Below are 12,875 nucleotides of genomic sequence, written 5' to 3'. Positions count from 1 at the left end.
GGAGTCGTGGCCGACGGATCGGTCAGGGGAAGGACACGACGGTGGACGGCACGGTCGTCGTGCCGGCCGGGACCGTGGAGGCGCCGGTGTCGTTGATGACGTGGTTGTAGTGGCCCATGCCACCGAGGGAGACCACGAGCAGGCTGTGGAACTTCACCCCCGGTTTCACGGGCGTCCTGAAGCCGTGGTCCTGGCGGATGTCCGGGTCGACGTTGTAGTTGCAGTAGCTGCCCAGGCCCCAGGCCTCGTGGGTGTCCACGGAGTCGTCGACGCGGTAGGCGGCGTAGCCCTTCGTCGCACCGTTCTGGATGGCGGCCTGGTCGGGGGCGTCGTACGCCTTCTCGTTCTGGTAGAAGATCGTCCGGCCGCGTTCGCCGTACCACTCGACGTCGTACTTGTTGAAGTGCTCGACGAACAGCCCGGTGGCCAGGACGTCGTCGCCGTTGACGCGGACGCCGTAGTCGGCCCGGTTGGTCTCCCAGCCGACGCCCTCGCCGTGGTCGGCGCGCCACACCCAGGTGTGGTCGATGATCGTGTCGTGGCTGTTGACCACCATGCTGGTGGTCGCCTTGCCGGCCCCCGCGCCGCCGATGCGGATGTAGACGTCCTGCACGGTGGTCGGGTTCGCGGCGTGGTCGGTCGAGGCGCCCTGGTGGCCGATCTCCAGGAGGGTCGGGGAGTTGACCGGTCCGGCGTCGATGAGGAAGCCGGCGAGCTTCACGCCGTCCACGTCGGCGACCCTCATCGCCGTCACCCCGTCGTCCGGGATGATCGTGGCCAGACCGAGGCCCAGCACGATGGTGTCGGCCCGGTTGACGTTGATCGTCTGGTCGACGTGGTAGACGCCCGGGGTGAACAGCAGGTGCAGGCCCTGGGCGAGAGCAGAGTTGATGGTGGCGGCGGTGGCGCCGGGCTTGACGACGTAGAACTCGCTCAGCGGGATCGACTCGCCCTGCGGCGTGCCGCCCGCCCAGGTGGTGCCGCGGGCGTTGGTCCGCTTGGCGGGCGCGAAGACCTTGTACTCGTTGCCGTCCAGGTAGAGGAAGGGCTTCTCGCGGGAGATCGGCGTCGTGTCGAGCGTGGTGTAGCGGGGCTCGGGGAAGCTGGTGGCGGGAGCGCCCTCGACGCCTGAGAAGACCTGGTTCCACACGCTGTTGGACCAGCCGCCGATGGAGCTGTCGCGGGTGTACCACTGCTGCTGCGAGTAATTGCCGACCTGGCCGTCGATCTTGCTGTCGGCGATGTAGCCGCCGCTGGCCCAGCCGTAGCCGTTGGGCGCGAGGTTGAGGCCGCCCTTGACGTGCATCCGGCGGAACGACGCGGCCTGCGAGACCGCCCACCGGTTGGTGCTGCTGACCGGCTTCACGGCGAGGTTCTCCGCGCCGCGCCAGAAGTTCTGGGTGGCGTTGCCGTTGAACCAGCCGGCGTCGACGGTGATGTCACCGTTGATCGTCGTGTCGTCGGGGCGCAGGCCGAGACCGAGGACCTGGGTGTAGAAGCCGATCTGGGCGTTGAGGTTGTCGTAGGTGCCCGGCTTGAAGAGGAAGGCGTGCCGGCCGGAGCCGAACTGCGCGGACTCCTGCTCCTCGAATACCTGGTCCAGCTTGGCCTGGATGCCGGGCGTGGACGGGTCGAAGACGTGCACGTTCGGGCCGAGGTCGCCGCCGCCCGGGATGACCGGACCGGAATCGTCGCCGGTGGTGCCGTACACCTTGAACTCCCACAGGGAGTAGCCGTATCCGGTGGCGCGGGCGGTGCCGAGCATGCGGACGTACCGGGCGGTGCCGGAGACGTTCACGGTCTCCGTGCCCCCGGTTCCGGTGGTGGTGGAGTAGGCCGTCGACCAGGCCGAGCCGTTCTGGGATGTCTCGATGCGGTAGGACGTGGCGTAGGCGGCCTCCCAGCGCAGCTCGACCCGGCTGAGGGAGGCGGGGGCGCCGAGGTCGACGCGGATCCACTGCGGGTCGGCGGCGGCGCTGGACCAGCGGGTGCCGTCGTCACCGTCGACGGCTGCGGCCGCCGGGGTGCCGTAGTGCTCCTGGCTGGAGGCGGTGACCGGCTTGCCCTGGGACAACAGCGCGGGTGCGGCCTGGGCCCGCGTCGCGGGGACGACGGCGAGCAGGGCGGCGGCCAGGGCGGTGACCAGGACGCCGACGAGCCCGCGGCGACCGGGTCTGCGCGACACCGGCGCCGCCGGGGGTATGCCGACAGTGGGCATGGAGAGACTCCTTGACGCGGAATGGGTGGGAGAGCGCTCTCCGGCACCTTGCCCGCCATGCCGGTCGCGGTCAAGGTTCCTGGCATGGCTTTTCTTTTGACTTTCATTAAGTGCAGTTGGTGGGTCCTGTGGGGGAGTGGGGTGGGGAAGCTCGGTTGCGGGAAGGAGTTGGCCGGCGTGCCGGCACGTTCGCGTGGCGACTGTTCCTCGTCGTCGGGCGGCGGGCGGGCCCTGTCGCGGGGCCCTCGCCGAAGACGTGAAGGCCGAAGACGTGAAGGCACGGTCCTCCGGCGCGACAACGAGCCGGACCTACCGGACTTTGCTCCGGACGCCGCTCGTGAGCAGACCGAAGACGATCCCGGGCGGGAAGCGCGACGAAGTACCCGGCGCCGTCGCGAACTCCGACCGAGAGTCGCACTCCTGAGACGCTCCAGGGGCGGGTGGACGAGCGAGGTCCACCTCGCCGCCGACCGCGGGTGCCGCCCACCGGCGTTCGTCCAGACCGCCGGGCAGACCGCTGTCGGCCCGCGGTTCATCCCCGTACTGGACCAGGTGTGCGTCCGCGGGCCCGTCGGCCGTCCTCGCACCCGGCCCGGACGCGGTCGCCGGGGACAAGGCGCATTCGTCCCCGCGGCAACCGGGTCGCATTACTCGGATGTCGGGATCTCGGTGGCCGCTGCCGCCCTCGGGGAGTGGGCATCGTGCGCCACCGGCGTGGTGCCGGCGAGCGGGCTCAGGTGAGGGCGGCGGCCAGCAGGGCGAAGGCGGCGATGATGACGGCGACGCGGACGTAGTGGTAGCGGTCCCAGCGGTTCATCTGCTGCTTCCAGTCGTCGGGCCGGTTGTCGGGGGTCCACGTCTTGCCCCGGTTGTTGATCGGGACGAGCAGCAGGATCGACATGATCACGCTGAGGATCAGCAGTGCGCCGGCGGTGACGACGAGGCCGGTGCCGGGGTGGTGCCACCCGGCGGCGGCCCAGACCGCGACGAGGACGAGCGAGGTGATGTACCAGACCGGCATCACGGCGCCGAGCATCCGGCCACCGTGGGCGCGGCCCCGCTGACCGCAGTCGTCCGGGAGGCCGTCGAGGATCGGGTTGACGACGAAGGCGACGGAGAACTCGACCCCGACCATCACGCCGACGACCACGGTGGTGAAGACCTCGAGTGCATTGAGCATGACGACCCCTTCGTAAATCTAGCGTTGATAGCCGATGTGGCAACGCTAGTACTGCCACCGCTCCAATGTCTAGCAGTGCTAGGATCGGATCATGTCGGTACAGGAACGCAAGGAGCGTGAACGGGCGAGCCGCGAACGGCTCATCGTGGCGACGGCCCGCGAACTCGCAGAGCAGCAGGGCTGGGACGCGGTCACCACACGTCGGCTCGCCGAGCGCATCGAATACAGCCAGCCCGTCCTCTACAGCCACTTCCGCGGCAAACGCGAGATCATCGGCGCCGTCGCCCTCGAAGGCGCCGCCGAGATGGCCGCGGCGCTGCGGGCCGCGGCCTCCGCCGCGGACGGCCCGCGCGCCCGGGTCACCGCCCTCGCCCGCGCCTACCTCGACTTCGCCGAACGCAACCCGGCGGTCTACGACGCCATTTTCCAGCTCGACGGCGGCCTGGCGTTCGCGCGGGCGGACACCCCGGAGCCGCTGAAGGACGCCTTCGCCGCCCTGCTGGAGAGCCTCGGAGAGGTCGCCGGGGACGGCGTCCACCCGGGGCTGTTCACCGAGGTGTTCTGGGCGGCCCTGCACGGGCTGGCGACCCTGACCCGGGAGGGACGGCTGCCGCCGGAGGACACCGAGCGGAGGACGGAGCTGCTGGTGGACCGGCTCGCCATGCTCTGACGCACCGCCCCGGCGGGCACACGGCCGGGGGCCTCGGGCCCGCTGCCCGCCTGCGTCGCCGCCTCCGGTCGCTCGCGACCACACGGCGCAGCGCAGTTCCGGGCCCCGTAGCCACGAATGGGCACCCGCCCCGGAAGCTGCGGTGCCCATTGACCACGGCCCGATTCCGCGCCCCAGCCGCATGCGCCGACTGCGGCTCCCCGGCACCGCACCCGGTGCAGACCTCCGTCCGGCCTGCCTCGACTGCCCGCTGTACCGAACCTGCCCCGCCCCCCGACGCGGAGGGCCGCTGCACCACCCGCGCCAAGACCTTCACCTCCGTCACCTCCCTGGCGGACGGAAGTACGGCATGAGCACCCGGCCACCCCCGGCCGACGGACCGTGCAGCGGCCGCGCGCATGACGAGGTACGTCGCCAGCTCTGAGGCGGCGCATACGCGCAGGCGGCGCATACGCGCAGGACGCGGCATCGACTCAGCTCCGGTACGCCGGCGAGCCGGGCCCTGACCGCCGCCGGATCAGCCCATCGCGGCTTTCCCGATTACTTCGCCTGATGGTGATCGTTGGTCAGGACGACCCATCGACGAGGCATGTGAAGGAGAGGCCCGTGACCGCTGCCGAACAGAGTGGTGTGGAGGGTCTTGTACTGGATCTTCCGCTCGGAGGGACCATCCTTCCTCTTGACCGTGTCAACCCTCAGCACGCGCATCTGCGCGAAGCGCATGACCGATGGTTCGCCGACCGGCTGATCGGACGGCAGCGCGACAAGGTGCTGGACCGGATCAAGCGGCACGACATGGCCGGGCTCGCCACGCGGGCAGCCCCCTCGGCGGATGTCGGCTATCTCCTGGATGCCGCCCTGTTCACCACGACCGGATTCATCGTGGACGACGAGCTCGAGGATCCGGACACTCCGCCGCGTCTGATCGACGCGTACCTGGCCGTAGCCGATGAGTCCGACACGGCTGTCGACTCGGACGACCTGCGTCTGTGGGCGGACTCGCTCGCGCAGACCAGATCGCATCTCACACCGGGGCAGAAGACCCGTCACTGCCGGGGGCTTTCCGAGTGGGTGAAGTGCCATGCGGGCAGGGAGGGGCAACTGGAACACACGCGGGACCTGGCGTCGTACCTGGACTTCCGGCGCGCGGACTCCGGCTTCAGCTTCCTCACGGTAGGTGTGGAGCGCAGTGCGGGCGTCGATCTGGAGCAGATGATGCACTCCTCGGACCTGGAAACCCTTCACGCTGCCTGCCTGGCCCACGGAACGTTGGTCAACGACCTCTTCTCCTATCGGAAAGAACGCGACGCGCCGGTGCCCATGAACGCCGTTCCCGTGTTGCAGCGCGCCGAGGGACTCACCCTGCAGGCCGCCGTGGACAAAGTCTGCGGGCTGATCCGCCGAGCCGAACTCGATGTCGACCGCCTTGTGCGGAAATGGAAGGAGACAGACCGTGCGCAGGCGCTGTACGCCTACGCGCACGCCTGGTGGGAGCTTCTGGGCGGTCACCTGCGCTGGACCATGGAAAGTGAGCGGTACCACGGCCGCGGCCATGTCTGGGACGGTACTTTCCCCACCGCGATGGTGCTGTACCCGGACCGAACCGTCCTCGTCTCGGCGTGAGGAACGGACGGGCCACTTGATGCGGTTCGAGAACGGCACCACGCTGCTGGTGAGGGGACTGTGCCACGCCTACGGGCGACGCGCGGTCCTGCGCGGAGTCGATCTCACCGTACGGGCGGGCGCCCTGGTCGGCGTCGTGGGCGAGAACGGGACGGGCAAGTCGACCTTTCTGAAGATCCTCTCCGGTGAGCTGCGCCCGCAGCGCGGCAGTGTCCGACGCGAGGGCCGTTTCGGGTACTGCCCGCAGGACGCCGTCCTCAACGACGCGCTGACCGTGCGCCAGCATCTGGAGTTCTTCCAGGCAGCTTTCGCCCTGCCCGACCTGCGGTATGCCGAGGAGATCATGGAGGTGCTCGGGTTCTCCGAGTACGCCGACCAGCGCGCCGGGCTGCTCAGCGGTGGGACCCGACAGAAACTGAACCTCACCCTCGCGCTCATGCGCGACCCCCGGCTACTGCTCCTGGACGAGCCGTACCAGGGCTTCGACTGGGAGACCTACCAGCGGTTCTGGCATCTCGCGGCCCGGCTGCGCGACGCCGGCCGGTCCGTCCTGGTCGTCTCCCACCTGGCCTACGACGCCGAACGCCTCGACGAACTGTGGCGCCTGGAGGACGGCCTGCTGCGCTCCACCCGGGAGGTGTCCGCGTGAACCGACACTTGGCCCTGCTCGCCACCGCCACCAGGTACAACCTCGTCGAGCACGTCCGCAATCGTTTCGCCATGCTCCTGGTGGTTCTCTACATCCCCACCTGGGTCACACTCTGCTACCTCAACATCCCTGACGAACCGATGCCGTACCGGCTCCGGGATACCGGCCGGGTGCTGTCACTGCCGGGCAACGAGCTCACCCAGCTCTCCGGCGCCATCAACGCCGTCACCCTGATCACCGGATTCATGATGTTCGCCGCCACCTTCGCAGGCGGACGCTTCGACCGGCGTCTGGCCATGGCCGGCTACCCCCGTACGCACCTGGCAGTCGCCAAGATCATCTCACTGACCCTCGCCTCCGCCACGGTCGCCGCCTATGCCACCGCGGTCATGTGGCCCGCCTGGCATGCGCGTCGGCCCGTCCTCCTCGCCACCGCGCTCTTCGGCGACGCCATGACCTACGGCACGCTCGGCGTCATCTTCGGCTCCGTCTTCCGCCGGGAAGTAGAGGGCATGTTCGCGATGCTCATGACCAGCGTCATCGACATCGCTCTGCAAAGCCCCCTCGCGAATTCCGGTGTCGACAGCACCTTCGTCCGCTTCCTGCCCTCCTGGGGCGCGATGCAAGCCGCCGTCGCCGCCGGTTACTCCGACGACTCCGTGTTCGTCTACGGCACCGTCCAACTCGCCTGGTTCACCACCACGGCCGTCCTGGCCCTCCTCGCATTCCACCACCGCACCCGCAACGCCCTCCCCAAGGCCGGGCCGCCTCTCACCGACCTACTGCCGCCCATCAATACCCGGACGACCTGCCCGCCCAGCCTCCGACACCCGGCGATCCGCGGACTGCCCGAGCCGCGCCTGACCGGCGCCCCCGAAGCGGACGACGGCTGACGCAACGCCAGAGAGCAGTCGGCGCGGCGGAAGGCGCGGATGAGGGTCTTCCCCGGGCCCTCGCCGCCCTCGGCTCTTGCCGCCACGGCTCCACCGGCCGAGGGTGGCTCCACCCGGGGACCCGCGCGCCCACACCATGGCCGCAACCCTCTGCGCCGCCGATCCGGGGCGTCAGTCACCGAACAGGAGCTGGCGTGGAAGCAGAGGTACGGGATCCCGGACCGACCGCCGCCCAGTCCGGTCGGGAAGACGTGACAGCAACCTCTGGCTCGGGCGGCCGCGCGATGTCCAGGGCATGCCGACGTGGCTCGGCCCGCCAGGCCGTCAGAACGGGTTCGGCCAACTCCCAGCGGGAATCGGGCAGATCACTCGGATACGCACGACGTTCCCCCATGGCCTGGACAGACCCCTCAGCCCGGCTTGCGCGCAGGCTCGGGGGGCAAGATGCCTTCCACTCCGTGCAGAAATGTCTCGGAGATGAGTGCGGGGTTGAAGAGGCAGCCGGCGGCCATGGCGCCGTCCCGGAGCATGACGAAGTGACGGCCCGCCGCGTCTGCGGGCACGCAGCCGGCCTGTGCGAGCAACTCGATGGCGGTTTCCAGGAACCACTGCCGATGCGCCAGCACGGCCTGGTGGACCGGATGCGCCGGGTCGGGGTACTCGGCTGCCGCGTTCAGGAAGGCGCACCCGCGGAAACCTGAGGACCGGATGCCCTCGGTGATCGTCCGGCTGACGGCCCGGACCGTGTCGTGGGCGGGGAGTCGTTGGGCGCGAACCGCCTCGACCTGGCCTCGGATGCCCTGATCGGCCTGTTGGAGGTACGCGAGGACGAGGTCTTCCTTGCCCTTGAAGTGCCGGTACAGAGTGGCCCGGGTGACCTGGGCCTCTTCGGTGATCCGGTCCACTCCGACAGAGTGGATTCCCTCGGTGTAGAAGATGCGGGTCGCCGTGCCGAGCAGCCGTGACCGCGCCTCGGACGTCTTGCCGCCCCCAGTGCTCGCGCTCATGGAACCCACCGTATCAGGTGTCTGAGGGAGAACGTTCGGTCTTGACGGCTGGCTGTGAGCGGCTTTAGATGAAGAGAGACCGAACGTTCTCCCTCTCCCGGCTCTGTGGCTCTGGGCGAGGACATGGTCACGTCTCCGTCAGTCAGGCCGCGTGTCTCCCTGCCCTGCCTTGCCGCGGCGTGCCGCTTTCCCGAAAGGACTCCTCATGGACACCGTCGTTGCCACCCCCGCCCCCGCTGCGGGCGCTGCCGTGACGCTGCGTCGTCTGTACCTCCTCCGCTTCGCGTTCGCCGCCGTGTGGGCCGGCCTGCTGTGGACGGCCCATGACGTCCTGGGGGTCCTCAGCGGAACGCTGTTGGTTCTCTACCCGTTGTTCGACGTGGCCTGCGCGATCGTCGATGTACGGTCCGCCAGGGCCGTCCGAGGGCCGGTGCGCGTGCTCTACGTGAACATCGCGCTCAGTGTCCTGACCGCCACGGGGCTGATCGCGGCCGTCTCCTCCGGCATCCCGGCTGTCCTGCGCCTGTGGGGTGCCTGGGCCATCACCGCGGGTCTCGTCCAGTTGATCGTCGGTGTCCTGCGGCGCAGCATGGGGGGACAGTGGCCGATGATCGCCAGCGGCGGCATCTCCGCCCTGGCCGGGGCCTCATTCATCGCACAGGCCGCGCAGGACGACCCCACCCTGACCGCTCTGGCCGGATACGCCTTCCTGGGCGGGGTCTTCTTTCTCATCTCTGCACTGCGCCTGCGGCGCTGACAAGGAGGAGGGGGCCGGGCCGCGAACAACAGCGCGGCCCGACCCACCTGCTCCGCATCGCCTGTGCAACCCGGGCGCCGAAGCAGACGCGGTCAGGCACCAGTGGCCGTGCCTGCCGCTGCCCTCGCCGCCGGCCGAGACCGCTGCCCCGGCATTCCGGCAGGAGCCATCTGGGCGCCGTTCGCGACGTCGGGCCTTGGGCGCCGATGACCACAGGTCGAACTTGGTGTCGCCGTCGGCGTTCCTCTGGCTGGGGAGATCCTCACGGCCGTCGTACAACGGGCACGAGAGCCCCTCTCCCCCCTCTCCGATTGAGCGGACACGGCTACTTCTTGTGCGCCACGTACACGGTGTTGGTCGCGTTGCCGTCTTGGAGGGCGTTGTCGAAACTGACGACGTGAGCCTCCGGAGCGGCGAAGGCATCCGCGAGGGCGGAGACGAACTGCTCGTCCGGCGGGTCGTTCGACCACAGGGCGAACACTCCGTCGGGGTGGAGGTGCGTTGCCAGAGCACGGAGCCCGGCGGGCCGGTAGAAGGCGGCATGGCGGGGGTTGAGCACATGGCTCGGTGAGTGGTCGATGTCCAGCAGGACGGCGTGGAAACGACGGCCGGGCATCGTCGGGTCCAGGCCGCCGGGTTCGGTGGCCATCGTGAAGAAGTCGCCGTGCACCATTCGGCAGCGTACGTCCGAGGCCAGCGCGGCGCCGAGGGGGACCAGGCCGCGCTGGTGCCAGTCGATGACTTCGGCGAGTGCGTCGATCACCGTGAGTGTGTTTGTCCGGGGATCGTCCAGCGCCGCCCGGGCGGTGTATCCCAGTCCGAGTCCGCCGACGGCCACGTCCAGCCGGGTGTCCGGCAGGTTCGCCAGTCCCAGCTCGGCCAGCGCGATCTCGCCGGCGGTGAAGAGGCTGGACATCAGGAACTCGTCGCCCAGTTTCACCTCGTAGACGTCCTCGCCCGTCGCAGGATGGCGGCGCCTTCGCAGACTGATGTCACCGATCGGCGTCTCCCGCCAGTCGATCTCCTCGAAACGCAAGCTCATCCGTTCACCTTCCTGACGTTCGGTGCTCTGAAGAATGGCGCCGCCGGGACGGTGCCGGGCACGGCCGGCCCGCGGGCGGAGCGGAAACGCGGCCTTGTCAGGCGTCGATGATGACGGGGATGACGAGGGGCCTGCGGCGGTGGGTGCGGAACGCCCAGTTCGCGACGGCGCGGGCGATGAGCTGTTCGAGCTGGCGTGCGTCACCGACGGCTTCCTGCGCGGCGGTGGCCAGAGTCTTCTCGATGAGGGGGATGACGGGCTCGAAGGTGGTCTCGTCGTGTACGAAGCCACGGGCCAGGAAGTCGGGCGGCTCGGTCAGCGCGCCGGTGTCGGCGTCCACGAGGGCGACGACGGTGACGACGCCCTCCTCGGCGAGGGTGAGGCGGTCCTTGAGGGATGCCTCGGTCGCGCCGCCGACCTCCATGCCATCGACGTACACGTTGCCCGCAGGGACTTTGCCGCTGATGGAGGCGCGGCCGTCGACGAGGTCGACGACGACACCGTCCTCGGCGACGACGACCCTCTTTGGGTCCACGCCGGTACGGATCGCCAGGTCCGCGTTGGCCCGCAGATGCCGGAACTCGCCGTGCACGGGCATGACGTTGCGAGGCTTGACGATGTTGTAGCAGTACACGAGCTCGCCGGCGCTGGCGTGACCGGAGACGTGCACCTTGGCGTTGCCCTTGTGGACGACGTTGGCGCCCCACCGGGTGAGGCCGTTGATCACCCGGTAGATGGCGTTCTCATTGCCGGGGATGAGGGAGCTGGCGAGCAGGACGGTGTCGCCCTTACCGACGCGGATCATGTGGTCGCGGTTGGCCATCCGGGAGAGCGCGGCCATCGGCTCGCCCTGGGAGCCTGTACAGACCAAGGTGACCTTGTGGTCCGGCAGCTTCTCCAGCTCCTTGGTACTGACCACGAGGCCGGGCGGGACGCGGAGGTAGCCCAGCTCGCGGGCGATGCCCATGTTGCGGACCATCGACCGGCCGACGAATGCCACCTTGCGGCCGTACTGGTGGGCGGCGTCCAGGACCTGCTGGATGCGGTGTACGTGGCTGGCGAAGCTGGAGACGATGACCCGCCTGGGCGCGGTGCGCATCACCTGCTCGATCGCCGGGTTCAGCTCCCGCTCGGACGTGGTGAACCCGGGCACCTCGGCATTGGTGGAGTCGGTGAGAAAGAGATCGACACCCTCCTCACCGAGGCGCGCGAACGCCCGCAGGTCGGTGATGCGGTCGTCCAGGGGGAACTGGTCCATCTTGAAGTCGCCGGTGTGCAGCACCAGGCCGGCGCCCGTCCGCAGGGCGACCGCGAGCCCGTCCGGAATGGAATGATTGACGGCCACGAACTCGCAGTCGAAGGGGCCGAAGCCGCGCCGGTCGCCCTCCCGTACCAGAACCGTGCGGGGCCTGATGCCGTGCTCCTTCAGTTTCGCCTCGATGAAGGCGAGAGTGAGCTTCGACCCCACGACGGGAATGTCGGAACGCTCCCTGAGCAGGTAGGGAACGCCGCCGATGTGGTCCTCGTGGCCGTGAGTGAGCACGATGGCCACGACATCGTCCAGGCGGCCCCGGATCGATGTGAAGTCGGGAAGGATCACGTCTACGCCGGGCTGGTTCTCCTCCGGGAACAGCACGCCGCAGTCCACGATCAGCAGCTTGCCGGCATGTTCGAAAACGGTCATGTTGCGACCGATCTCGCCCAGACCGCCTAGAGCGGTGACCCTCAGTCCTCCGTCGGGCAGCGGCGGGGCGGCTTTGAGTTCTGGATGCGGATGACTCATATCCTGACGCTATCGGAGAGTCCCCCGAAGGTCTTCACGGCCTGCCCGGACGGGTGGAGCGGCGTGCGGACCGGAGTGACTCGGACGCGAAGGATCACCGAAGTCGTGTCCTGTCGGAGGAGGAACACCGAGCCGTCCCGTTCGAAGGCCGGCGCCCCCCCCGGTCCGCGCGCCGGGCGAGGAGTTCGGCTGGCGCCCCGGGCGCGGGGGCGTGCGGCGGGGCGGGGACGTGGTCGGGCTGCGCGCTGATCGGCCGGTCCTCCCGGCGGCGGGTCGTCACCTCACGGTACGCACGCCGGGTGGGCCGTGGATGCTGGCATGGGCAGTTCCCTCCGGAAGAAGCCTCGAACAAGTGAGCTCGGGGTGCCTGGTTTCGGGCAGGGGCGGAATGAGTAACAGCTTGGACTCGCACCTCCTAAGCGGTCCAGGCACCGGCATGCTCGGATCATGGGAAGACGCGACGGGGTGCAGAGTGGAACGGCTGGAGGGTGTGTCCTCAACGGTTGCCTGGCTGTACTCACGCTGCTTCTTGTGTGCAGCATCGGACTTTGGGTCTGGGCGGCCACGGCGGATGACCGTGCCGAGGGAGAAGCCCGCGCCAATCTGCGGAGCGGTGCTGAGACTCGGCAGGAGAAGCTCGTCGGGGCGGCGGCTGACGGTGTGCTGGACGACGGCGAGATAGCTCGGGCTTTCCCTCGTGGAAAGCCGGCTCAGGGCCTGGTCAGGATCGAGCGGCATGGTCCTGACGTCATAGTGACGGCAGAGCTGCTGGGCGTCGGACCGGGAGTCTTCCTCACCAGCGAGACACTTGTGACAGGGTGCTTCACCTTCACCGTCACACCGGAGGGGCACGGCCATCGGGGGTCTGAGGTCATCATCAGGGAACTGGCCGTGGAGAACGGACCGTCCGCGTGTACGACGGCGGGAGTGCCGTCTCCCAGCGTCTCGTCCTGATCTGCCTGGCCCGGACCGAGCGGGCGGTTCTGGCGTGCACCGTGTACTCCGTGACTGCCTGGCTGCTGTTCCACCTGGTGAGCGGACGGGGGCCGCTCC

At 69.2% G+C, this 12,875-nt stretch carries 10 protein-coding genes and 1 pseudogene; 5 read left to right on the top strand and 6 right to left on the bottom strand.

Going from position 1 to position 12,875, the window contains the following annotated elements:
• Positions 1-22 precede the first annotated feature (22 nt).
• Both B1H29_RS01070 and B1H29_RS01065 read right to left on the bottom strand, forming a co-directional pair.
• Positions 23-2,218, bottom strand: coding sequence for a discoidin domain-containing protein (locus tag B1H29_RS01070; protein WP_055421562.1), 2,196 nt, complete (start codon positions 2,216-2,218; stop codon positions 23-25).
• 733 nt (positions 2,219-2,951) lie between these two features.
• The gene (locus B1H29_RS01065; RefSeq protein WP_055421563.1) at positions 2,952-3,398 is read right to left on the bottom strand and encodes a DUF1772 domain-containing protein; all 447 of its coding nucleotides are present in this window, start codon (positions 3,396-3,398) and stop codon (positions 2,952-2,954) included.
• Between the two features lie 91 nt (positions 3,399-3,489).
• Here B1H29_RS01065 and B1H29_RS01060 point away from each other — a divergent pair, with 91 nt between their 5' ends.
• From B1H29_RS01060 to B1H29_RS01040, 4 genes are all read left to right on the top strand, one after another.
• Positions 3,490-4,068: a TetR/AcrR family transcriptional regulator gene (locus B1H29_RS01060; protein WP_055421564.1), complete on the top strand. Its 579-nt coding sequence runs from the start codon at positions 3,490-3,492 to the stop codon at positions 4,066-4,068.
• 606 nt (positions 4,069-4,674) lie between these two features.
• On the top strand, positions 4,675-5,691 hold the full coding sequence (locus B1H29_RS01050) for a terpene synthase family protein (protein ID WP_055421565.1): 1,017 nt from the start codon (positions 4,675-4,677) through the stop codon (positions 5,689-5,691).
• Between the two features lie 19 nt (positions 5,692-5,710).
• Entirely contained in the window at positions 5,711-6,340 is a 630-nt protein-coding gene (locus B1H29_RS01045; protein WP_199832443.1) for an ABC transporter ATP-binding protein, read from the top strand.
• The gene (locus B1H29_RS01040) at positions 6,337-7,233 is read left to right on the top strand and encodes a hypothetical protein (RefSeq protein ID WP_063787551.1); all 897 of its coding nucleotides are present in this window, start codon (positions 6,337-6,339) and stop codon (positions 7,231-7,233) included. The genes B1H29_RS01045 and B1H29_RS01040 overlap by 4 nt, the downstream gene beginning before the upstream one ends.
• A 259-nt stretch (positions 7,234-7,492) precedes the next feature.
• Here B1H29_RS01040 and B1H29_RS39000 read toward each other — a convergent pair.
• Together B1H29_RS39000 and B1H29_RS01035 are read right to left on the bottom strand one after the other, a co-directional pair.
• Positions 7,493-7,627 (bottom strand): annotated as a pseudogene (locus B1H29_RS39000) (IS5 family transposase); the annotation flags it as partial.
• 16 nt (positions 7,628-7,643) lie between these two features.
• Entirely contained in the window at positions 7,644-8,240 is a 597-nt protein-coding gene (locus B1H29_RS01035) for a TetR/AcrR family transcriptional regulator (RefSeq protein WP_055421566.1), read from the bottom strand.
• Positions 8,241-8,445: 205 nt separating this feature from the next.
• On the opposite strand from B1H29_RS01035, the gene B1H29_RS01030 reads away from it, so the two are divergent.
• Positions 8,446-8,997, top strand: a complete 552-nt coding sequence (locus B1H29_RS01030) for a hypothetical protein (RefSeq protein ID WP_055421567.1) — start codon at positions 8,446-8,448, stop codon at positions 8,995-8,997.
• A gap of 325 nt (positions 8,998-9,322) precedes the next feature.
• Here B1H29_RS01030 and B1H29_RS01025 read toward each other — a convergent pair whose 3' ends face one another.
• Both B1H29_RS01025 and B1H29_RS01020 read right to left on the bottom strand, forming a co-directional pair.
• Positions 9,323-10,039: a hypothetical protein gene (locus tag B1H29_RS01025; protein ID WP_055421568.1), complete on the bottom strand. Its 717-nt coding sequence runs from the start codon at positions 10,037-10,039 to the stop codon at positions 9,323-9,325.
• A 97-nt stretch (positions 10,040-10,136) separates the two neighbouring features.
• The gene (locus tag B1H29_RS01020) at positions 10,137-11,822 is read right to left on the bottom strand and encodes a ribonuclease J (protein ID WP_055421569.1); all 1,686 of its coding nucleotides are present in this window, start codon (positions 11,820-11,822) and stop codon (positions 10,137-10,139) included.
• Positions 11,823-12,875 lie beyond the last annotated feature (1,053 nt).

The organism is Streptomyces pactum, from assembly GCF_002005225.1.
GTDB classification, from domain to species: domain Bacteria; phylum Actinomycetota; class Actinomycetes; order Streptomycetales; family Streptomycetaceae; genus Streptomyces; species Streptomyces pactum_A.
This window is presented reverse-complemented; position numbering and strand designations above follow the sequence as displayed.

Coding starts and splice junctions, on each gene's coding strand:
- B1H29_RS01035 (WP_055421566.1), bottom strand. CDS start 8,240: ATGAGCGCGAGCACTGGGGGCGGCAAGACGTCCGAGGCGCGGTCACGG.
- B1H29_RS01070 (WP_055421562.1), bottom strand. CDS start 2,218: ATGCCCACTGTCGGCATACCCCCGGCGGCGCCGGTGTCGCGCAGACCC.
- B1H29_RS01025 (WP_055421568.1), bottom strand. CDS start 10,039: ATGAGCTTGCGTTTCGAGGAGATCGACTGGCGGGAGACGCCGATCGGT.
- B1H29_RS01030 (WP_055421567.1), top strand. CDS start 8,446: ATGGACACCGTCGTTGCCACCCCCGCCCCCGCTGCGGGCGCTGCCGTG.
- B1H29_RS01045 (WP_199832443.1), top strand. CDS start 5,711: ATGCGGTTCGAGAACGGCACCACGCTGCTGGTGAGGGGACTGTGCCAC.
- B1H29_RS01060 (WP_055421564.1), top strand. CDS start 3,490: ATGTCGGTACAGGAACGCAAGGAGCGTGAACGGGCGAGCCGCGAACGG.
- B1H29_RS01065 (WP_055421563.1), bottom strand. CDS start 3,398: ATGCTCAATGCACTCGAGGTCTTCACCACCGTGGTCGTCGGCGTGATG.
- B1H29_RS01020 (WP_055421569.1), bottom strand. CDS start 11,822: ATGAGTCATCCGCATCCAGAACTCAAAGCCGCCCCGCCGCTGCCCGAC.